Origin of the sequence: Marinobacter bryozoorum, from assembly GCF_023156245.1 — a bacterium.
GTDB classification, from domain to species: Bacteria; Pseudomonadota; Gammaproteobacteria; order Pseudomonadales; family Oleiphilaceae; genus Marinobacter; species Marinobacter bryozoorum.
Genome location: NZ_JAKZAH010000023.1, coordinates 15,298 through 37,795 on the forward strand (window position 1 = coordinate 15,298; position 22,498 = coordinate 37,795).

The 22,498-nt window shown below is 61.1% G+C and carries 16 protein-coding genes and 1 riboswitch; of the genes, 9 read left to right on the top strand and 7 right to left on the bottom strand.

What is annotated here, in order from left to right:
* Positions 1–27: 27 nt before the first annotated feature.
* Positions 28–244: riboswitch (cobalamin riboswitch) on the top strand.
* Positions 245–543: 299 nt separating this feature from the next.
* The 7 genes from MLC59_RS12910 (at position 544) to MLC59_RS12940 (ending at position 8,649) form a co-directional block, all read left to right on the top strand.
* Positions 544–3,297 (top strand): ribonucleoside-diphosphate reductase subunit alpha, encoded by a 2,754-nt coding sequence (locus MLC59_RS12910; RefSeq protein WP_248234721.1) that lies wholly within the window; start codon positions 544–546, stop codon positions 3,295–3,297.
* Positions 3,298–3,534: 237 nt separating this feature from the next.
* Positions 3,535–4,593, top strand: coding sequence for a ribonucleotide-diphosphate reductase subunit beta (locus tag MLC59_RS12915; RefSeq protein ID WP_248234723.1), 1,059 nt, complete (start codon positions 3,535–3,537; stop codon positions 4,591–4,593).
* An 81-nt stretch (positions 4,594–4,674) separates the two neighbouring features.
* Positions 4,675–5,448 carry a CLCA_X family protein gene (locus tag MLC59_RS12920; protein WP_248234725.1) on the top strand — a complete coding sequence of 258 codons (774 nt, stop codon included), beginning with the start codon at positions 4,675–4,677 and terminating at the stop codon, positions 5,446–5,448.
* A gap of 155 nt (positions 5,449–5,603) precedes the next feature.
* Positions 5,604–5,954: a DUF3147 family protein gene (locus MLC59_RS12925; protein ID WP_248234726.1), complete on the top strand. Its 351-nt coding sequence runs from the start codon at positions 5,604–5,606 to the stop codon at positions 5,952–5,954.
* A gap of 31 nt (positions 5,955–5,985) precedes the next feature.
* Positions 5,986–6,519, top strand: coding sequence for a hypothetical protein (locus tag MLC59_RS12930; protein WP_248234728.1), 534 nt, complete (start codon positions 5,986–5,988; stop codon positions 6,517–6,519).
* Between the two features lie 31 nt (positions 6,520–6,550).
* Positions 6,551–7,210 (top strand): lysoplasmalogenase, encoded by a 660-nt coding sequence (locus tag MLC59_RS12935; RefSeq protein ID WP_248234729.1) that lies wholly within the window; start codon positions 6,551–6,553, stop codon positions 7,208–7,210.
* A gap of 89 nt (positions 7,211–7,299) precedes the next feature.
* Positions 7,300–8,649, top strand: coding sequence for a hypothetical protein (locus tag MLC59_RS12940; protein WP_248234731.1), 1,350 nt, complete (start codon positions 7,300–7,302; stop codon positions 8,647–8,649).
* Between the two features lie 119 nt (positions 8,650–8,768).
* Here the strand turns inward: MLC59_RS12940 and MLC59_RS12945 are convergent, their stop codons facing one another.
* Positions 8,769–9,221 carry an Lrp/AsnC ligand binding domain-containing protein gene (locus MLC59_RS12945; RefSeq protein WP_248234735.1) on the bottom strand — a complete coding sequence of 151 codons (453 nt, stop codon included), beginning with the start codon at positions 9,219–9,221 and terminating at the stop codon, positions 8,769–8,771.
* 295 nt (positions 9,222–9,516) lie between these two features.
* Between MLC59_RS12945 and putA the strand changes: the two genes are divergently transcribed.
* Complete coding sequence (gene putA / locus MLC59_RS12950) at positions 9,517–13,143, top strand: bifunctional proline dehydrogenase/L-glutamate gamma-semialdehyde dehydrogenase PutA (protein ID WP_248234737.1); 3,627 nt, start codon at positions 9,517–9,519, stop codon at positions 13,141–13,143.
* A gap of 99 nt (positions 13,144–13,242) precedes the next feature.
* Positions 13,243–13,683, top strand: coding sequence for a YqaA family protein (locus MLC59_RS12955; RefSeq protein WP_248234739.1), 441 nt, complete (start codon positions 13,243–13,245; stop codon positions 13,681–13,683).
* On the opposite strand, the gene atzF is transcribed toward MLC59_RS12955, so the two are convergent.
* The 6 genes from atzF to MLC59_RS12985 are packed head-to-tail and all read right to left on the bottom strand — an operon-like array spanning position 13,675 to position 22,498.
* Positions 13,675–15,468, bottom strand: coding sequence for an allophanate hydrolase (gene atzF / locus MLC59_RS12960; protein ID WP_248234740.1), 1,794 nt, complete (start codon positions 15,466–15,468; stop codon positions 13,675–13,677). The two genes, MLC59_RS12955 and atzF, sit on opposite strands and share 9 nt — an antisense overlap.
* Before the next feature lie 10 nt (positions 15,469–15,478).
* Positions 15,479–16,264 carry an ABC transporter ATP-binding protein gene (locus MLC59_RS12965; RefSeq protein WP_248234743.1) on the bottom strand — a complete coding sequence of 262 codons (786 nt, stop codon included), beginning with the start codon at positions 16,262–16,264 and terminating at the stop codon, positions 15,479–15,481.
* A complete protein-coding gene (locus MLC59_RS12970; protein ID WP_248234745.1) occupies positions 16,264–17,079 on the bottom strand; it encodes an ABC transporter permease in 816 nt (271 codons plus the stop codon). Before MLC59_RS12970 ends, MLC59_RS12965 begins: the two co-directional genes overlap by 1 nt.
* Before the next feature lie 36 nt (positions 17,080–17,115).
* A complete protein-coding gene (locus MLC59_RS12975) occupies positions 17,116–18,195 on the bottom strand; it encodes a putative urea ABC transporter substrate-binding protein (protein WP_248234747.1) in 1,080 nt (359 codons plus the stop codon).
* A gap of 38 nt (positions 18,196–18,233) precedes the next feature.
* Entirely contained in the window at positions 18,234–21,869 is a 3,636-nt protein-coding gene (gene uca / locus MLC59_RS12980; RefSeq protein ID WP_248234749.1) for an urea carboxylase, read from the bottom strand.
* Positions 21,860–22,498, bottom strand: a complete 639-nt coding sequence (locus MLC59_RS12985; RefSeq protein WP_248234750.1) for an urea amidolyase associated protein UAAP2 — start codon at positions 22,496–22,498, stop codon at positions 21,860–21,862. Before MLC59_RS12985 ends, uca begins: the two co-directional genes overlap by 10 nt.

The window sequence follows — 22,498 nt, forward strand, 5'->3', positions numbered from 1 at the left end:
ATGGTTGTTGTCGGTGGTTTCTCTGTATATAGTGTTTATGTTCTTGGCGTAATACCAGATATTGTGATTAATTGATGATCAGTCTGGTATTGGGAATCCGGTGAGAGTCCGGAACTGACGCGCAGCGGTATTGGGGAACGAACGGGCACCATGACACTGGCACACGCCGGGAAGTCGTCCGTAAGGCCGAACCGAAAGGTTCACGCCCCTGAGTCCGAAGACCGGCCAAGGACAGAGTGCTGTGCCTTCGCGTTTTAAAGGCGAGCGGACGGGTTCCAGTTTTTTGCCACGGAATCCACGGAAGAACACGGAAAAAAGCAAAAGACCAAGACGTTATTGGGCCACGAAATCCACGAAAGAACACGAAATTGAAAAAACCAGACCTGTCTGTTCAGTAATCGTTTTTTCGTGTTCTTTCGTGGGTTTAGTGGCTAAAAAATCTTTTCATCTTTTTTCCGTGTTCTTCCGTGGATTCCGTGGCTGACCAGCCCCTCCTGCAACGCGAAGCCAGTAACCCCCAACGCGTTGTAAAGGAGAGCACCCATGTCCACAGCCCTGGCCGAGGCACCCCCAGCCACTACGGAATCCCTCCAGGTCATCAAGCGCAACGGCACCCTGGTGGGTTTCGACCCCTCCAAGATCAGCGTCGCCGTCACCAAGGCCTTCCTCGCCGTGGAGGGTGACCAGGCCGCCGGTTCCGCCCATATCAACCATGCCGTCAAAGCCGTGACTGAGCAGGTGGTCCAGGCCATCAGTCGTCGCCTTAAGGCTGGTGGCAAGGTGCATATCGAGGACATCCAGGACCAGGTGGAGCTGGCCCTGATGCGAGGTGAAGAGCAGAAAGTCGCCCGCGCCTATGTGCTGTACCGGGAAGAGCACGCCCGCCAGCGGGCGCTGGACGAGCCGGTGGAAGCACACCCGCATCTGACGGTGAAAAAGGCCGATGGCACGTCGGCACCTCTGGACCTGGGTTTGATGAAGCTGCAGGTAGAGCAGGCGGCACAGGGCCTGGAAGGCATCGACGGTGAATCCCTGGTGGAGGACGCCCTGCGCAATCTCTACGACGGTATCGAGGAAACCGGGGTACTTTCTGCCCTGGTCATGACAGCCCGTGGCCGTATCGAACAGGAACCGGACTACAGCGCCGTCACCGCGTGCTTGCTGCTGGAACAGCTCCGCCTGGAAACCGCCGGGGCACTGAACCTGCCCACCACGCTCTCGCTGGCGGAGGTTTACCCACAGGCCCTGACAGCGTTTGTTCATGAAGGCATCCGCTACGAACTGCTGGACGAAGCCCTCGCTGCCTTTGATCTTGAACGCCTGGGCGCTGCCCTGAAACCCGAGCGGGACCAGCAGTTCGGGTTCCTGGGCCTGCAGACCCTGTACGACCGCTACTTCCTGCACTGGAACCAGGCCCGCCTGGAGTTGCCCCAGGTGTTCTTTATGCGTGTCGCCATGGGCCTGGCCCTGCGGGAGGATGACCCCAACACCCGCGCCATCGAATTCTATGAGCTACTGTCCAGCTTCGACTACATGGCCAGTACCCCCACGCTGTTCAACAGCGGTACCCGCCATTCCCAGCTGTCCTCCTGCTACCTGACCACCGTCCAGGACGACCTGGAAAGCATTTATGGCGCCATTCGTGATAATGCCATGCTCTCCAAGTGGGCTGGCGGTCTGGGCAACGACTGGACCCCGGTGCGCGCGCTGGGCTCCCACATCAAGGGCACCAACGGTCAGAGCCAGGGCGTGGTGCCGTTCCTGAAAGTGGTTAACGACACCGCCGTGGCGGTGAACCAGGGCGGCAAGCGCAAGGGCGCCGTCTGCGCCTACCTGGAAAGCTGGCACCTGGATATCGAGGAATTCCTGGAGCTGCGCAAGAACACCGGTGACGAACGCCGCCGCACCCACGATATGAACACCGCCAACTGGGTACCGGACCTGCTCATTGAACGCATGCGAGAAGATGGCGACTGGACCCTGTTCTCCCCCAGCGATGTGAGCGATCTGCATGACCTGTACGGCAACGCCTTCCGGGAACGCTACGAGCACTACGAAAAACTGGCGGAACAGGGGGAAATCACCCTGTACAAGACGGTCTCCGCCAAGCAGCTCTGGCGCAAGATGCTCACCGTCCTGTTCGAAACCGGCCATCCCTGGATCACCTTCAAGGACCCCTGCAACCTGCGTTCACCCCAGCAGCATAAAGGAGTCGTGCACAGCTCCAACCTGTGCACCGAAATCACCCTCAACACCAGCGAAGACGAAATCGCCGTGTGCAACCTGGGTTCCGTGAACCTGGCGGCCCATGTGCGGGATGGCGAGCTGGACGTACAACGGCTGGAGCGCACCGTCACCACCGCCGTACGCATGCTCGATAACGTCATCGACATTAACTACTACGCGGTGCCCCAGGCGAAGAACTCCAACCTCAAACACCGCCCGGTGGGGCTGGGACTGATGGGCTTCCAGGACGCCCTCTACAAACTGGGGGTCCCCTATGCCAGCCCGGAAGCCGTGGCGTTCGCCGACGTGGCCATGGAGCAGCTCAGCTACTTCGCCATCCGTGCCTCCGCCACATTAGCCGGCGAACGGGGCGCCTACGAAAGCTACGAGGGTTCCCTGTGGGACCAGGGCATCCTGCCCATCGACTCCCTGGACCTGCTGAGAGCGAACCGTCGCGACGGTGATTTCTCGGTCAACACCGAAACCCGGCTGGACTGGTCTCCGGTGCGTCAGCTCATTGCCCGCAACGGCATGCGCAACAGCAACGTCATGGCCATTGCCCCCACGGCTACCATCTCCAACATTGTCGGCGTCTCCCAGTCCATCGAACCGACCTACCAGAACCTGTTCGTCAAATCGAACCTCTCCGGCGAGTTCACCGTGGTGAACCCCTCACTGGTCCGGGACCTGAAGGCCGAGGGCCTGTGGGACAACGTCATGGTCAACGACCTCAAGTATTTCGACGGCAGCGTGCAACAGATCGACCGCATCCCGGCGGAGCTGAAAGCTCGCTACGCCACTGCCTTCGAAATCGATGCGAGATGGCTGGTGGAAGCCGCCGCGCGACGCCAGAAATGGCTGGACCAGGCCCAGAGTCTCAACCTCTACATGGCCGAACCCAACGGTCGCAAACTTGATGACCTGTACCAGCTGGCCTGGGAGCGGGGCCTCAAAACCACCTATTACCTGCGCTCCCTGGGTGCCACCGGTGCCGAGAAAACCGCCCCGGTTGCCGCGCCACAGCCGCAGGTGTGTTCGATTGACGAGCCTGATTGTGAGGCTTGTCAGTAACTGATTTTTTTAGCCACGGAATCCACGGAACAACACGGATAAAGCAAAAAGATAAAGACTTTTTGGCCACGAAATCCACGAAATCCACGAAAGAACACGAAAGTTAAAAAACCAAAGGCTTCTGTTCGGTAGTCATTTTTTCGTGGGTTTAGTGGCCAAAGAAAATCTTTTCATCTTTTTCTTCCGTGTCCTTCCGTGGATTCCGTGGCCAACAAAGGCTTTAAGAGGAGAAACCCCATGCTCAACTGGGACGACGAACCAAGACCCCAATCGAATACCGCCAGAACCGAGGGCCCGGCCCCGGTGAATGTCGATGACAAACGCGTTATCAATGGCGAAACCGACATCAACCAACTGGCCCCGTTCAAGTACCCCTGGGCCTGGGAGTACTTCATGAACGCCAACAAGAACCACTGGACCCCCCTGGACGTCAACATGGCCCAGGACGTCCACGACTACCACCATCGCCTCACGGCCCCGGAAAAGCACGTCTACGAGAACGTGCTGGCCTACCTCACCACTTCCGATATCCTCGCCATGCGCAACATCGGCCTGGCCGTCATGGAAAAGATGAGCGCGCCGGAGCTGCAGATCTACCAGGCCCGCCAGGTCTACGAAGAAGCCATGCACACCTGGGCTTACCAGCACTGCATCGAAACCCTCAACCTGGACCAGAGTGAAATCTACAACCGCTACCGGGTGGTGCCGGAAATCAACGGCAAGATCCAGATGGCCAACCGCCGCCTGGATGCCGCCATGCGCTCCGACCTCAACCTGCGCAACCGGGACGACCTGCAGGAATTCATCATGTCCTACCTGTTCTTCGCGGCCGTGTTCGAGGGTGCCTGGTTCTACAACGGCTTCAGCCCCATCTTCGCCCTGCAGCGCCGGGGCCTGATGCGGGGCACCGGCGAACAGCTGCAGTACATCCTGCGGGATGAGGCCATGCACTTTTCCTTCGGCCTGAAAGTGGTCAACCAGATTCTGGAGGAGGAAAACATCACCCTCGACCCCAAGGCGGTGCGGGACATGTGGGACGAGTCGGAAGCGGCAGAAAAGGCCTATGCCGGCTATATACTGCGGGATCCCATCCTGGGCTATTCGGCGGAGTACCACAGCGAGCAGTTCCGGTTCGTCGCCAATCGCCGGGCGAGGACCGTGGGCCTGGAAGAGCCCTTCCCCGGCGCGAAAAACGTCTCCCCCTGGCTGGACGAACAGGCCACCCTGCGCAAGGAGAAGAACTTCTTCGAGACCCGTGTAATTGAGTATCAGACCGGAGCCCAGCTGGAGTGGTAGGTCAGGAGATCGAGCCGGGAGGGCTTCAGAGGAACTGTCATTGGCAGGTACACTGTCGCTGAACCTGAAGTGTGAGACCCCATGCCCAGATCCTTCTACCGCCGCGGGCCGGACCACCGCCGCGGTGCCCCGGTGACCTTCCTGGATGTCCGGCGCCGATTTCAGTTCCGCACCATCGAGATCGGCCGCTGGGTCACCGAGCCGGAAAAACAGCGTAGCGCCGCCCTGTTCTACGACGCCCTGTGCGATCTGATGACCATCCTGGGTGGAACCGAAACCCTCATCTCCCTCCGGGGTACCCTGGCCCTGCAATACGGCATCGGCGGCCAGCCCGGCGTATCCGCCTACTACACCCCGGCTACCCGCAGCTTCGCCCTGGCCAAGAACGCCGGACCTGGCAGCATCGCCCACGAATGGTTCCACGCCTTTGATCACTACATTGCCGACAAGCTGTTTGAACAAGGCAGCAAGGGCGCTTTCGGCTCCACCCTATGGCTGACCCGGGACGATCCGGTGTCACATCCCCTCAACCAGCGCCTGCAGGCCTGTTACAAGGCCATTCTGCTAAACCCGGCCGGCACCGGGACCAGCGATCTGTTTCGCCAGTCCGCGAAAGCCGACAAGGCCGCCGGTGTCCTCTACTTCAGCAAGCCCGAAGAACTCTGTGCCCGGGCCTTCGAGGCATTTGTGCAGGACGCCGACTGCAAGAACGAATTCCTGGTCAAGGGTACCCGGGAAACCGACGAAGCCAGGATGGGGCTGTACCCGCGGGGTGAGCAGCGGGAGGAGATCAACTGCGCCTTTCAGAACTACTTTTTCAACCTTGGTCATGCACTGCAGCGGATCAAGGTCTGAGGAGCGGGATTGACACACACAGGCTGGTATATTGCATTCAGGTTGGGTGTCTGACGGCTATGCTATCAGGGATGGACCAGAGTCCGACCAGAGGTTCGTGTGACCCGCGAACCGTGCGCCCGGCTCCATGCATTTGCTGGTGAGAGGTAGAATAATTGGCCTACTACATAACAAAAGTCTTGGTAACTGCGGTTCTGGTTGTGCTGATCTCGGAGATATCAAAACGCAGTTCATTTATCGGGGCGGTTCTTGCATCCGTGCCTTTGACCTCTGTTCTGGCATTGCTTTGGTTATACATCGACACCGGGGATATCGACAGGGCCAGCGAACTTGCCAGCAGCGTATTCTGGCTGGTCATCCCATCTTTGGCATTATTTGTCGCTCTGCCGTTACTCCTTAAGCAAGGTGTCAACTTCTACCTCAGCCTCGCGGTATCGATTGGCATTACCACAACCTGTTACTGGTTAATGATCATTGTTCTCCACCATTATGGCGTAGAGCTTTGAACTATCGATCATTGCGTTTGGGGAGATATCCATGCGCTTGATCCTGGTCAGTCTGCTGCTCGCAACCCTGTTAACCGGCTGCGCCAACGTCTCACGTTTCGAGAAAGGACCGTTGGTGGCCCATGGTGAACAAATTGATGGCTCCGGCGAACCTCTTTATTGCGTGGTAGGGATAGATCTGGGGAAAGCAGGGGATTCAAGGCCTTTGGAGGCTCTGCTGAGACTGTCACCGGACAGTCCACCGGTTTCCATTGGTGCTCTGCGACCGCAACAGGTTGCCCGTTACCTGCCACCCTTTGTATCGCCTCCACAGTGGCCTGACTCATGGAAGCAAAAATCCAGAGAGAACGATGCCTATACGGGGGGCGGATTCCACATCGTGTTCAGGGAGGGACGTCTGTTGTCGGTCGGGATCTGTTCCCATTGCGCCGGGGAAAGGGAGGAGCCAGTAGTTGGCACGCCGGATGGTCAGCATTGGTACGCCTTGCCGCTTACCCGGCAGCAGGTCATCGATGTATTTGGTCATTCGGACCGGGTACATAAAGTGAATGAGGTTCGATACTGAGTGAGGTGAAGATGTGTTGGAAGCAGAGCCAATGAAACCATCTCGTGTTACCGCAACCCGCCTGGTGCCATCGCTTGCCTTTGCCCTCTTTGCCATGCTTTATATCTCCCTTCGGGACGTTTTCCCCCACGGCGTGGGGTGGTTTTTCAAGGTCATCCCTATTGCACTGCTCCTTCAGTTGGTGGTGGCAAAGGGCGCGGGGAGAACCCGTAACTTCCTGATTGCCGCGCTGGTGCTCTCGGGAACCGGGGACATTCTGCTCAGCCTGGACGGCCTGTTTATTCCCGGGCTGGGCGCCTTCCTGCTGGCTCAACTGACTTACACAGCGTTATTTCTCACACAGTTTCGCTGGCGGGTGGGTCGATTGCCCTGGGCGGCCGTGATCCTTGCCTACGCCCTGGCCTGCACCCTGTTTATCATTCCACAGACTGGTGACCTGCAGCTGGTAACTTTGGTTTATATGATTGCCATCAGCCTGATGGCGATCTCCGCCGGTTTCCGGGATGACAGTCAATTTCTCTGGGTGGCCCTGGGTGCGCTGATCTTCATGGTCAGCGATACCCTGATTGCCATCGACAAGTTCGTCTCGCCCTTCGCCGGATCGGGTGTCGCCATTATGGCCACCTACTATATTGCCCAGTTGCTGATTTGCGTTGGTGTGATCAGGCATGGCCGTGGCCCAGGCGGTTAGATTTTTTCCCCGTTGCTTCCTGCGATTAGTCGAAATGCTTACCCCTGATGCATATGATTGGCGTACATGAAGAAACCGCCGAGAGAACGATGACGAAAACAGCAGGGCCATCAAGCAGGAAGAGTTACACCTACCTGGGAACGGTTGATGACTCGGTGTTCCGCTACAAGTGGGATATCGACATTGACCTGAAATACCTGAACAACATGCTCCTGCGCAAGGCGGTCATGGGTGAGCGGATTGTGCTCAACGATGGCTATCTTCTCAACCTGCCTGCGGCCCGCGAGGCCCTGTTGAATCCCTCGAAATCACCCCTCAAGCTCCTGATCGAACAGAATTTTGTCCGCATTTTGCAGCGTAACGAGTCCCTGGCCGAGTTGCCGGAAGCCATGGCTTCCCAGGGTGTGGAGTCCTTTGAAGGTCTGCGCAAATCTGCCGAATGGAGCGACCTTGGCCCCATGCTCAAGCGTTGGGAGCCGGTATTGCAGCAATATCAGAATTTCCTGCCCTGGCCGAAAAAGGATATCAGCCATGGCTTCACCCTGATGATGCAGCGATTACAGGGGCACACGGTGCAGGGTCTGGGGCTGAACCATGTCAGTGATGACCTCTGGCGCCGGGTACTGGATACCTACCTGGAGCAATCAGAGCAATCCCATGCCGCAGCGAGAACACGGTGGGAAAACCTGGTGCTCGAACTGGCCGGACAGGAGCCGCAAGCAAAGTCCCTGGTGGACGAACTGATGGGCCTGGCGAACCAGGTTTACCACTACAATTTCGGCGTATGCCTTTCTGCGGTCAGGGACCCGGCCCAGGCAGGCAGTTCCCTGGACTCATCCACCATGGCGGTCGAAACCCGATACAGCCCGGCTTTCGCCGACCTGTTGCAGGTCGATTCCGTTATGGACACCGTAACGTTTGATGCGCCAACGCTGAAGCTGCCCAGGCGGGTTCCGGTGGACGCCAGGGATTTCTGGGAACAGCTGGTGCGGCCGGATACCGAGCTGGGCGAGAAACGGGCGGGTTTCGTCGACAGTTATGAGGCTTATCTCAATGGTGAAATCGACCGCAAGCAACTGGAAGATATTGCGGATGACTATTCCCGCAGGCTTCTTCGCAGTTGTGGAGAGGTGGAAACCCGGTCAAGGACCGCCCGACTGGGTCGCACTGCCATGAGCCTCGGTTTTGTCGGCGCCGGGACGTTACTGGGGGGACCGGTGTTTGCGTTGTTGTTATGGGTGGCCGAAAACGCCGCGGTCCCGACCGTGATGAAAGTGTTGCGCCGCAGGGGGCAGGAGGTTGAGCTGCCGGTTGCAGGGAGCAAATCCCGAACCCCGGAACCGGTAAGCGCCGGTGGTGCTGGTACCCAGCTGGCGTCTGTTCAGCTGGACCCGGGGAAGGCGTCCGAGCTGGTCAGTCAGATCAGGGACTTTGGCTAGTGTGCCTTTATCGCCATTTCGTGTGCCGCTGAGAAGCTGGGTACTCCTGCTTGGGGGCAGGAACCTTTTAATGGAGCTGTAGTTACCTGCCCGCCCTCGAGAACCATGGCTCGGACCGGTCAGAGGGCCCCGTCCCGCACACTTTCCATGACCACGAACGTACTGGTCTGCAGCACGTGGGGCAGGGCCGAGATCTGCTCCCCCAACACCTGCCGGTATTCGGCCATGTTGCGGGTGCGGACCTTCAGCAGGTAATCGAAGTTGCCGGCGATCATGTGGCACTGCTCGACGGCAGCAATGCCCCGCACCGCCTCGTTAAAGGCCGCCAGGGCCTTGCTGCTGGTGTCGTTGAGGGTCACCTGGGCAAAGGCGATATGGCTCATGCCCATACGGGTCTGGTTGAGCAGGGCGGTGTAGCCGGTGATATAGCCCTGCTCCTCCAGCCGGCGCATGCGTACCTGGCAGGGGGTCTTGGACAGCCCCACCCGGGAGGCCAGCTCGGTGATGGTAATACGGGCGTTTTTCTGCAGTTCCCGCATGATGGAACGGTCGATACGGTCTGGCTCGGTCATAGGCTCTGGTTCCTGGCGGTATAAAACCGGTCGTCGATTACCTGCGTACCTCCCCTTAGCGTTCTAGACTGACATCTATACAGGTTCGACAGCAGGCATCGTTGGATCCGCTTCCCGGATAACGGGCTGTTCAGGCCGTTTTCCCTGAAATCATGCAAATCATGGCGATCATTGTAATTAAGATCGCCTAAAAATGGGCAATTTTACTACTGTATAAAATTAATACAGGAAAACGGCCTACCCTCCTGTCGGTAGAATGCCTGCAAGAGAGACACATGACGATGAGGTTACCGCTATGAAACCGCAGCAGTCAGAGAAACCGACACTGGCCGAAAGCCGCCAGGCTGTCCGCAACTACTATCTCGCCGATGAATACAAGGTGATCCATGAATTGATTGCGGAGGCCGGCCTGACAGCGGAGGAGCGTCGTGCCATCTCCGACCGGGCCGCTGACCTGGTGCGGGATGTCCGTTCCAGCGCGCGCTCCACCATTATGGAAAAATTCCTGGCGGAGTATGGCCTGACCACCAAGGAAGGGGTGGCCCTGATGTGCCTGGCAGAGGCCCTGCTGCGGGTGCCGGACAACATGACCATCCACGCCCTGATTGAGGACAAGATCACCTCCGGCAACTGGGGTGCCCATGTGGGCAAGGCGTCGTCCTCGTTTATCAACTCCACCACCGTGGCGTTGCTGATGACCAGTAACCTGCTGAAGGATTCCGAGCGCCAGAGCGTGGGGGACACCCTGCGGAAGATGGTCAAGCGTATGGGCGAGCCGGTGGTTCGTACCGTCGCCGGCCAGGCGATGAAGGAGATGGGACGCCAGTTCGTACTGGGCCGGGACATCGAAGAGGCTCACAAGGAAGGCAAGGAGTACGTGGCCAAGGGCTACACCTATTCCTACGACATGCTGGGGGAGGCGGCGAGAACCGACGCCGATGCCCTGCGTTACTATGATGCCTACGAGAACGCCATCGACTATATCGCTCAGTTCTGCGATGGCGATGTGCGCAAGAACCCGGGTATTTCGGTCAAGTTGTCCGCACTGCTGGCGCGCTATGAGTATGGCCAGCGTGACCGGGTCATGAACGAACTGATGCCCCGGGCCCTGAAACTGGCGAAGAATGCCGCCGCTGCCAACATGGGCTTCAACATCGATGCCGAGGAACAGGACCGGCTTGACCTGTCGCTGGATGTGATCGAGGCGATCCTGTCCGACCCGGAACTGGCTGACTGGGAAGGCTTTGGGGTGGTTGTGCAGGCCTTCGGCAAGCGTGCGTCGAAAACCCTGGACTGGCTCTACGCGCTGGCGGAGAAGCTGGACCGTCGCATCATGGTGCGCCTGGTCAAGGGCGCCTACTGGGATGCGGAGATCAAGCGCGCCCAGGTGATGGGCCTGACCGACTTCCCGGTGTTCACCCGCAAGGCCTGCAGTGATGTCGCCTTCCTCGCCTGCGCCCATAAACTGGTGAACATGGCGGATCGCATCTATCCCCAGTTTGCCACTCACAATGCCCATTCGGTGTCCGCCATCCTGGAGATGGCCCGTACCGCTGGCCTGGACAACTACGAGTTCCAGCGCCTGCATGGCATGGGGGAGTCCCTGCACAACGAAGTCATGAAGAGCAGTGGCGTGCCCTGTCGCATCTATGCGCCGGTGGGTAAGCACAGCGACCTGCTGGCCTACCTGGTGCGGCGGTTGCTCGAGAACGGTGCCAACAGCTCCTTCGTCAACCAGATTGTGGACACCAGTATTACCCCGGAGGAGATTGCCCGTGACCCCATCGAGACCGTGGAGTCCCTGGGGGAGAACCTGTCCAGCAAGGCCATCGTCAAGCCGGCGAAGATATTCGGCGAGCAGCGCCGCAACTCCAAGGGCTGGGATATCACCGATCCGGTCACTGTTGGTGAGATTAACCGCGGCCGCGACCGATACCGGGATTTCCAGTGGCAGGGTGGCCCGGTCACTGTGACTGACCCGGCCGGCGGCGATACCCAGGAGGTGCGTAACCCTGCGGATCCCGATGACCTGGTGGGCCAGATTACCTGGGCATCGGAGCAGGACATCGATGTCGCCATTGATGCCGCGCAGCAGGCATTCGGGGACTGGTCGGCACAATCGGCGGCCGACCGCGCCGCCTGCGTGCGCCGGGTGGGTGATCTCTATGAAGAGAACGCCCACGAACTGTTCGCCCTCACTACCCGTGAGGCCGGCAAGTCGTTGCTCGATGCAGTCGCCGAGATCCGCGAGGCGGTGGACTTCGCCCAGTACTACGCCAACGAGGCGGAACGCTATGAAGGCAGCGGTGACCCCCGGGGCGTCATGTGCTGTATCTCACCCTGGAACTTCCCGCTGGCGATTTTCACCGGGCAGATCCTGGCCAACCTGGCGGCGGGCAACACCGTGGTGGCCAAGCCGGCGGAGCAGACCTCATTATTGGCCGTCCGTGCCGTAGAGTTGATGCATGAGGCAGGTATTCCCAGGGGAGCAATCCAGTTGCTGCCGGGCACTGGCAGCACGGTAGGTGCCGCCCTGACGGCCGATCCACGCATTGCCGGTGTGTGCTTTACCGGCTCCACCGCCACGGCCCAGCGTATCAACCAGTCGATGACGGAGACCATGGCGCCGGAAGCGCCGCTGGTGGCGGAAACCGGTGGCCTCAATGCCATGATTGTGGATTCCACGGCACTGCCCGAGCAGGTGGTCAGGGACGTGCTTGCCTCGTCCTTCCAGAGTGCCGGTCAGCGCTGTTCCGCCCTGCGTATGCTCTACGTGCAGAAGGATATTGCTGACCACCTGCTGGAGATGCTCTATGGTGCCATGGACGAACTGGGCATCGGCGACCCCTGGCAGCTGTCCACCGATGTGGGGCCTGTGATCGACGAAGATGCCCAGAAAAAGATCCAGGAGCACTGTGACCACTTCGAGCAACAGGGCCGTTTGCTGAAAAAGGTTCCGGTGCCGGACAAGGGTCGGTTCGTGTCACCGGTGGTACTCAAGGTCAGCGGCATCGAGGAGATGGAGGAGGAGATCTTCGGCCCGGTGCTGCATGTGGCGACCTTCGAGGCGAAGGATATCGACAAGGTCGTCGATGCCGTCAATGCCAAGGGCTACGGCCTGACCTTCGGTATCCATAGCCGTGTGGACCATCGGGTGGACCAGATTTCCAGGCGCATCCACGTGGGCAACACCTACGTGAACCGCAACCAGATCGGTGCCATTGTCGGCTCCCAGCCGTTTGGTGGCGAAGGGCTATCCGGTACTGGCCCCAAGGCGGGTGGGCCGCAATACGTACGTCGCTTCCTGCAGGGGGACGTCCGGCGATGCCCGGCGCCGGAGGCCGGTACCGTTGATGCCAGCGCCCTCACCGACTTGATAAAAGAGGCGGACAAACCGGCGCTGAAAGCCCCCGCTGAGCGCATGGCCGCGCTGACGCCGATATTCGGTGAGGCACCGGCCCCACTGGATGCCGAGCCGGAGGAGTTGCCAGGTCCCACCGGTGAACTGAACTGCCTGTCCAACCATCCCCGCGGCCTGGTGCTGTGCCTGGGCCCGGACCGGGAGAGTGCGCTGGAGCAGGCGGCCACGGCCCTGTCCCAGGGCAACCGCGTGGTGGTGATCGCGCCGGGGGTCGAGGACACTGTGAAGAAGGCGGCGGAGGCGGGCCTGCCCGTAGCCGGTCGTGACGGTCTGCTGGTACCTGAGGCCCTGGCCACTGTCGATGGTTTCCACGGCGTGGCCACCTGCGCCGAGACGGATCTGCCCAGGCAGTATCGCCAGGCCCTGGCCAAGCGTGATGGGGCGCTGTTGCCGCTGATCACCGAGCACACCCTGGATCAGCGCTATGTGATCGAGCGGCACCTGTGCATCGACACCACCGCCGCCGGTGGTAACGCCAGCCTGATTGCCTCAGCGGAGTAACTCCGCAGCGGGAGCATGGACGCTCCTCGCATTCCTCTGCATCCCGGATTAAAGTGGCAGACCTTTACCCGCTGCATCGTCCGGAGTCCCGGAAGCTTCATGGCCTATCTCAGCCTTTTCATTGCGGCATTTGCCGCTGCCACCTTCTTCCCGTTCCAGTCGGAAGCGCTGCTGGTAGGGCTGCTGGTGGCAGATACCTACTCCATCGCCGGCCTGCTGCTGGTGGCCACCGTCGGCAACGTGCTGGGTTCGGTGGTGAACTGGTATCTGGGGCTGTATATCGAGCGGTTCCGTTACCGGAAATGGTTTCCCTTCAAGCCTGCCAGCCTGGAAAAGGCCCAGGTGCACTACCACCGCTGGGGGCACTGGTCGCTGCTGATGAGCTGGGCGCCCTTTATCGGCGATCCGCTGACGCTGATCGCCGGTATCATGCGGGAGCCGTTCTGGCGGTTTGTGGCCATTGTGACCCTGGCCAAGGGCGGTCGTTACCTGATCACCGCCATGCTCACCTTTGGCTGGCTGAACAGCGGATCAGCGTGACGCCAGGAATCCCCGCCAGCCCCCCAGGTGGGTGATTTCCTCGGCCCCATCCAGCCCTACGGGCTCGCAGATGAAACCGGGTACCCAGCGTCCATCCGCCAGCTCCACCTTGCCGATACCCAACGGAGCCGGGATTCCCGCCACAAAGCTGCCGAACCGGTCTGCCGGTACCCGCCAGATCTCCACGGGTATTGCGGTGCCGGTATTGTCGTCCCGGATCAGGCCCGGACGCAGTGGCGGGCCGCCGGCGAGCCGATACATGCGATAGGCGCTTGCGGTTTCGGTAGTTTCCACGAGCACCGCATTCCGTTCGGTAAGCTGGTGGTTCAGAGGCAGGCCGGACAGATGCGCGCCGCAGACCAGCACATCGATGGTGCCTTCGGTAGCCTCAAGGGCCGCACTGTCGAGCAGGTCAGTCAGCGCTCCGACGGTATCGGTGGCGAGTGGATGCAAGCGACTGGTCAGGGCCAGCAGGACCTCATCCTGAAAGGCCGGCGCAAACAGGGTGCAGCCCAGGGGCAGGCCGTTATCAAGGAAGCCTGACGGCACCGCGACGGCACTGTAGTCCAGCAGGTTCATGAAGTTGGTGTAGGTACCCAGGCGGCTGTTCAGGCTGACCGGGTCAGCGTCTACTTGTGCCCGGGTATAGATAGTGGGGGTGCTGGGTGTGACCATCACGTCCACCTGTTCCCATACCCGGTCTGCCTGCTTTTTCAGTGACTGAAGCCGGTAGCGGGCGGCGAACGCGTCCCTGGCACTTCCCTGGGTCCCCTGGCTGATAATGTTCCGGGTCACCGGCAGCAGTGCGTCTGGCTGGTCCTGGATCAGCGGGCTGGTGGCCAGGTACCGTTCCGCGACCCAGGGTCCTTCGTAGAGCAGTTTTGCGGCGTCCAGGAAGGGCTGGAAGTCCACCTCGACCGATTTACCACCCAGACGTTCAAGTTGTGCAACGGAACGGGCAAACAGGGCCCGGGCGCCGTTATCACCATCGAAGTCCAGCTGGTGCTCGAAGGGAACCCCGAAAAGGAATTCCCCTGCTATTGGCCTGCAGCCAGTGGGTTGCGGACGTTGCCACGGATCAGCGGAGTCGCTGGCAGACGCTATGGAGAGCAGGGTCTGTGCCTGCTCTGCCGAGCGCGCAAAGATCGATACACAGTCCAGGCTCTGGCAGGCGGGTACGACGCCACGAACACTGAGCCGGCCCAGGGTCGGCTTGAGACCGACCAGGTTGTTGAAGGCCGCCGGCACCCGGCCGGAACCGGCGGTGTCGGTGCCCAGGGCAAAGCTCACCAGGCCCAGGGCCGTGGCCACGGCAGAACCGGAGGATGAACCCCCTGAGATATAGTCCGGATCGAAACTGTTGCGGCAGGCCCCCCAGGGTTCCGGTGAGCGGGTGCCCACCAGGCCGGTGGCAAACTGGTCCAGGTTGGTCTTGCCGATGGGTATGGCGCCGGCATTGACCAGGGCCTCCACAACAAAGGCATGGCACTCCGGGTGGTAGCGAAAGGCTTCACAGGCGGCGGTGGTTGGCATGCCCGCCACATCGATATTGTCCTTGACCGCAAAGGGGATGCCATACAGCGGAAGGTCACCGGGTTCCGACTGGCTCAGTCGCTCCAGGTAGGGTTCCAGTTCTTCCAGGCTGGCCAGGTGGATCCAGATGTTGCGGTCGCTATATCCGGCGGCACGTTCCAGCACATGGGAAACGACGACGGCGGGGGTCAGATCACCGTTGCGGTAGGCCTGCAGCAGGGCCGGGATATCGAGTTTGATGGTGGTGGTCATCACGGGAGCCTCATGCAGAAAGGGCCCGTGCCGTTTCCGACACAGAGGTTTCAATGGATTCGTAGAGCTGCCGGTCGGCCTGGCCGATGGGCAGGTCGTAGGTGATGGTGGCGCCGAAGGCTTCCGGTTGTTGAGGATCGTTGCGGACCTTGTCGAACACCAGCAGTCGGGTGCCAAGGTAGAAGCCTTCGTGCAGGTCGTGGGTGACCATGAAAATGGTGGTGCCGGTCTCTCGCCAGAGCTTCAGTATCAGTTCGTGCATGTCCCGGCGGATGCCCGGGTCCAGCGCGCCGAAGGGCTCGTCCAGCAGCAGCACCCGGGGGCGCATGATGAACGACTGGGCAATGGCCAGTCGCTGTTGCATACCGCCGGAGAGTTCGTGGGGCCATTTGTTGGCGGCGTGGGCCAGGCCCACCGCCTCGATCATCTGATCCACCTTTGCCAGCGCTTCCCGCCGGGCCTTGCCGAACAGCTTGCCGAGAAACGGTTTCTGCTCCAGTTCCAGGCCCATCAGCACGTTCTGGCGCACGGTCAGGTGCGGAAACACCGAGTAACGCTGGAACACGATGCCCCGGTTGCGGTCCGGCTCGCCAGGGAAGGTGTCACCTTCGAGCTGAAGGTCTCCCCGGGTGGGCTGTTCCTGCCCGAGTAACATTTTCAGGAAGGTGGACTTGCCGCAGCCGGAGGCCCCCACCAGGGTGCAGAATTCCCCTTGCTCCACGGTCAGGTTGAGGTTTTCCAGCACCACGGTGTGGCCGTATTCCTTCCACAGTTTATTGACGGTGATAAAGCTCATCAGTGGCCTCCGGCGTTGTACCAGGGGAAAAGGCGGCGGTTGGCCAGTCGCAGCAGCTGGTCAATGACGATGGCCAGCAGGGTAATCCACAGTACGTAGGGGATGATCACGTCCATGGCGAGATAACGGCGCACCAGGAATATGCGGTAACCCAGGCCCTGCTCGGAGGCGATGGCCTCGGCGGCAATCAGAAACAGCCAGGCCGGGCCCAGGCTCAAGCGAACGGCATCGATCAGTCGTGGCAGCACCTGGGGCAGGGTCATCCGGGTAACCACCTGCCAGCTGTTGGCCCCGAGGGTCTGTATCTTGATGAGCTGCTCCTGGGGTAGCTCCCGCACCCGCTGGGCCACGTCTCGCATCATGATGGGAGCGGTACCGATGACGATCAGCATCACCTTGGACAGCTCACCCAGCCCAAACACGATGAACAGGATGGGCAGAATTGCCAGCGGAGGAATCATCGACAGGGCCGACACCAGTGGTGCCATGCCAGCCCTGGCCACCGGCAGGATGCCGTTAAGCAGCCCCACCACCAGCGCCAGCGAGGCGGCAATGCCCATGCCGATACCCAGCCGTTGCAGGCTGGCGGTGGTGTCCTGCCACATCAGGTAGTCACCACTGCGCCGGTCCTCCTGGAACGCCATGCGGTTAACGGCATCGGTCATTTGCTCGAGGCCGGGCAACAGCTTGTCGTTGGGGTTCTCCGCCAGGCGCTCCTGGGAGGCCATGCCGTAGAGCAGTACCAGAAACAGGAAGGGCACCAGCCCCAGCAGCAGGCCAACAGCACGGCCCGGGTGACGGTTAATCAGTCGCATGAAGCTCTCCCATCATTGCTTGTCAACGGTTACCGCTCAGAGTTCGCCGTCGGCCGCCATCTGCATATAGGTGTCGTTGAAGCGAAGGGTGACGTTATTCTCGTTGCCCATAACGGAGCCGTCCGGAAACTCGATGCCGATAAAGTCCGGACTCATGGCACCCTGACCCAGCAACCCCTTCTCGAAGGAGAACTGGCGGACGCTGTCCATGGCTTCCCGGGCCTGGTCGCTGTTGATGAATTCGACGGCGTTGGCGGGCTCCCAGAACATGCGGGTAACGGCCAGTTGGGCTTCGTAGCCCTCAAGGTCTGTGCCGGACGACTCGCCCAGGGTGGCCCGGGCCTGGCGGCCTTCCTCGGTGTCGGACTCGAGGATACCCATCACTTCATACCAGGCTCCGGTGAGCGCCTTGCCCAGTTCCGGGTTGGCTTCCAGCACCTCGGTGTTCACCAGGGCCAGGTCCTTGATATGGCCGGGCACCTGGCTGGAATTGAACAGTTCCGTGGCTTCCGGGAAGGCCTTCACCTCGCCCAGCAGCGGATTCCAGGTAACCACGGTGCGCACGTCGTCGGTCTGGAAGGCAGACACCAGGTCCGCGTCCGAGATATTGACCACGTTGATGTCCCGCTCTTCCAGGCCCACGCTGTCCAGCGCCCGCACCAGCAGGTAGTGGGAAACCGACAGCTCCACCAGGTGCACGGTGGTGCCTTCCAGGTCTTCGAGGGATTTTGCATCCTTGGCCACCACGCCGTCGTTGCCGTCGGAGTAGTCGCCGACGATCAGAGCGGTGGTATCGATGCCGGAGGCAGCGGGTATGGACAGGCCATCCATGCTGGTGGCCACCACCGCGTCGAACTGGCCGGCGGTGTACTGGTTGATGGACTCGATGTAGTCGTTGACCTGCACGATATCCACCTCGATATCGTACTTGTCCGCCCATTTCTTCATGATGCCGCTGTCCTCGGCGTACTGCCACGGCATCCAGCCCACGTAGATGGTCCAGGCCAGGGTGAAGGAGTCCTTTTCCTGGGCGGCGGCGCCGAAGGACAGGCTGGCGGTCAGCAGGCCAGCGCCAAGTGCAGCGCCCATTCGTTTGCTCAGTTCACGTGTTTTCATGGTGTGCTCCCCGGGCTGGGCCCGTTATTGAACGTCTGTCAGTTTTGGTTGCTGATCTCTTCCACAATCACCACGGCAGTGCCGGGCGCGACCGCCTGGCCCGCCTCGCGGCGTATCTCCACCACCCGCCCGCTGACCGGGCTGAGCAGTTCAATTTCCATCTTCATGGATTCCACCACTGCCACCGGTCGCTGGGCTTCGATGTGGTCTCCCGGCTGCACCAGGCATTCCCAGAGATTGCCGGCGACATGGCTTTCCACCGCATGCTGGCCGGCGGGCAGGTTGCTGAGGTCATCCTCGCCGGTGTTTTCCAGGGGCGCCTCCGAGCTGAAATTGATCTGGCCGGAGTCGATCCAGCGCTGCAGTTCCTCGTCGAAGGCGTTCTGCCGGTGGGCGGTGAAGTCACGGATGTCCTTGTCGTGGTCCGCAAGGAAGGCCTCGTAGTCCTTCAGGTTGAAGCGGGTTTCCTCAATGCGGATGGGGTAGTCGCCATTGGGAAAATCCCGGCGGATCTGCTTGAGCTCGTCGGCGCTGACTTCGTAGAAGCGCACCTGATCGAAGAACCGCAGCAGCCAGGGCTTGCCCGGCTCGAAGTGGTCCGTGGTGCGGTAGCGGTTCCACATCTGCAGGGTGCGGCCGACAAACTGGTAGCCGCCGGGGCCTTCCATGCCATAGATGCACAGGTAGGCACCGCCGATGCCCACGGAGTTCTCCGCGGTCCAGGTGCGGGCCGGGTTGTACTTGGTGGTCACCAGTCGATGGCGGGGGTCCAGGGGCGTAGCCACCGGGGCGCCCAGGTACACATCCCCCAGGCCCATGACCAGATAACTCGCTTCGAACACCGTCTTCTTGACCTGGTCGATGCTGTCCAGGCCGTTGATGCGGCGGATGAACTCCAGGTTGCTGGGGCACCAGGGGGCGTCCTTGCGCACTGACTGCATGTACTTGGCAATGGCGGTATGACAGGCCTCGTCGTCCCAGGACAGGGGCAGGTGCACGATGCGGGCGGGCACGTCCCACTCAGGTTGTTTCTCGAGTGCTTTCTCCGCGCCGGTCAGCAGGTTCATCAGGTTCTGCTGGCTCAGTTGCTGGCTGTCGTAATGCACCTGCAGCGAACGAATGCCCGGGGTCAGTTCCAGGATGGCGGGATTGGCCTGCTCCCGCAGCCACAGCATCAGCGCATGGGCGCGGAAACGCAGGCGGATATCCAGCTCCATGGGGCCGTATTCCACCAGCACGTAGTTGTCGCCGGCGGCGCGATAGACCACGCCGGTTTCGTGTTCGTCGGTGGAGAGCGTGGCGAGTATCGGGGTTTGCGGCCTGGTTGGCGTGATACGGGCAGACGCGGCGGTCAGGGTGTCGATGGATTCATCCAGGGCTTCCCGCAGGGCCACGGCCTGGTGCTGGCTGACCGGCACGAACTGCACTTTGTCGCCGGCCTTGAGCTGGCCGAGTTTCCACAGGTCGGCACTGATCACCGTCACCGGGCATACGAAGCCGCCCAGACTGGGGCCATCCGGCCCCAGGATGACCGGCATATCACCGGTGAAGTCCACGGTACCCACCGCGTAGGCATTGTCGTGGATGTTGGACGGGTGCATGCCCGCTTCGCCGCCATCGCTACGGGCCCATTCCGGTTTGGGGCCGATCAGACGCACGCCGGTGCGGCTGGAGTTGTAGTGGATCTCCCACTCACTGTCGAAGAAGGTGTCGATGTCGGCCTGGGTAAAATAGTCCGGCGCGCCATGGGGACCATAGGTCACATGCAGCTTCCAGCTCTTGCCCAGGGCGGGTCTGAGTTCGTTGCCCAGCTGAGCTGCCGGCGCGGGATTCGCCTGCGGCAGGTGCAGCACATCGCCAGCGCGCAGGGCGCGACCCCCGTGGCCGCCGAACTGGCCCAGGGTGAAGGTGCTGCGGGAGTCCAGATACGCCGGGCAGTCCAGGCCGCCCCGGAACAGCACATAGGCCCGGGCGCCCTGGCCGGTTGTTCCGCCCAGTTTCAGGGTGGCACCGGCGGGTATCTCGGTGCTCTGCCAGAACGGCACCGGCTCGTCGTTCAGAGTGGCGTCCAGGTCTGCTCCGGCCAGCACGATCTGCGTGGCCCGGTTGAACGTCAGGATGGGCCCTTTCAGAGTCACTTCCAGGCCGGCGGCGCTTTCTTCATTGCCCAGCAGGCGATTGCCAAGTCGGAAGGAATAGCTGTCGAAGGGCCCCGACGGTGGTACACCGATCTCCCAGTAACCGATCCGCCCGGGGTAGTCCTGCACCGTGGTCATGGTGCCGCCGCTGACCACGTCCACCGTCGCTGGCTGGTAGGCGAATTCATTGAGGGTGCGGGTGTAGAGACGTCCTTCCACGAAGCGCGGGTCGGCGAGGACCTGCGCCACATAGTCGCGGTTCGTCTCGATGCCATAGAGTTGGCTATTATCCAGCGCCTGTATCAGACGGGTGCGGGCGGTTTCCCGGTCCGCCTCGTGGATGATCATCTTGGCCAGCATGGGGTCGAACAGCGGGGTGACGTCGGTGCCGGGCTGAATCCACGTGTCGATGCGCAGGTTATCCGCCTCCGGCCAGGCTACGTTGGTGAGCAGTCCGGCGGAGGGCTGAAAGTCCTTGTTGGGGTCTTCGGCGTAGATCCGCGCCTGGATGGCGTGACCTTGCGGTGTCAGGCCGGAGGCCTGTTCGCTGAGGTTGGTGAGGGTGCCTGCGCCGAGTTCGATCATCCAGCGGACGATGTCCACCCCATAGACTTCCTCGGTCACGCCGTGTTCCACCTGTAAGCGGGTATTCACTTCCAGGAAGTAGAACTCGGCCGTGTCCGGGTCGTAGATAAATTCCACCGTACCGGCGCTGCGGTAGCGAATGCTCTGCCCCAAAGCCTGGGCCGTAGCGTGCATGCGCTGGCGGACCTCATCGGAAAGACCCGGGGCGGGTGCCTCCTCGATCACCTTCTGGTTGCGGCGTTGCGCGGAGCAGTCCCTTTCCCCCAGGGCCACCACCGTGCCCTGGCCGTCACCGAACAGCTGTACCTCGATATGGCGGGCGTGTTCCACGAACTTTTCCAGGAACACGCCACTGTTACTGAAATTGTTCTGGCTCAGACGCTGCACCGAGGCGAAGCTGTTCTTAAGGTCTTCCTTGCCATGGTTGAGTGACATGCCGATACCGCCACCGCCGGCGGTGCTCTTGAGCATGACCGGGTAGCCGATGCGATCGGCCTCCGCCAGGGCGTCTTCCAGACTGTTCAGCAGCTCGGTGCCGGGCAGCAGGGGGACATCGGCGTTCTGTGCCAGCGTCCTCGCAGTGTGCTTGAGGCCGAACTGCTCCATCTGCTGCGCTGTAGGGCCGAGGAATACCACGCCTTCAGCCTCGCAGCGGCGGGCGAAACCGGCGTTCTCACTGAGGAAGCCGTAACCTGGATGAACCGCCTGGGCACCGCTTTCGGCAATGACACGGAACAGCTTGTCCTGGTCCAGGTAAGTGGCGGTAGCGGAACCTTCCCCCAGGGGCCAGGCCTCATCCGCCTGGCGTACATGCAGGGAGTCGGCGTCGGCTTCCGCGTACACGGCCACTGAGCCGATACCCATTTCGCGCAGGGTGCGGATTATCCGGCAGGCGATGGCGCCACGGTTGGCGATCAGGACCTTGGTGAAACCCTTCTTATTCAGCTCCATACCAGCACCTCGATCGGCGTGGGGTTCCAGCCGTTGCAGGGGTTGTTCAGCTGCGGGCAGTTGGAAATCATCACCAGCACGTCCATCTTCGCTTCCAGCTCCACGTACTTGCCGGCGTCGGAGATGCCATCGGCAAAGGTCAGGCCGCCGTCGGCGGTCACCGGTACGTTCATGAAGAAGTTGATGTTGTGGGTGATGTCCCGCTTGGTCATGCCCAGCTCGTCGTGCTCGGTGACGGCGACCAGCCAGCTGTCGCGACAGGCGTGCATGCACTTTTTCTCCAGGGCGTAGCGGGTGGTGTTGCTCTCCGCCGCACAGGCGCCGCCGAGGGTGTCGTGGCGTCCGCAGGTATCGGCAGTGATTTCCAGCATCACGTTGTTTTCCGACGACATAAGGCGTGAGCCGGCGGTCAGGTAGACGTTGCCCTGCTCGCGGATGGTGTCGACGGCGCTGTAGCGTTCGGTGGGGTTGTGGGCGTTATAGAACAGGGTGTCGGCTGCCTGGTTGCCTTCCAGGTCGAGGATGCGCACGGTCTCGCCGGCCTTCACCACCTTCAGGAAATACTCGCCTGCGGGAACCGTTTCGCGGAAGGCGGCGTTTTCGGGATTCAGGGTGCTTTGCTTGATCAT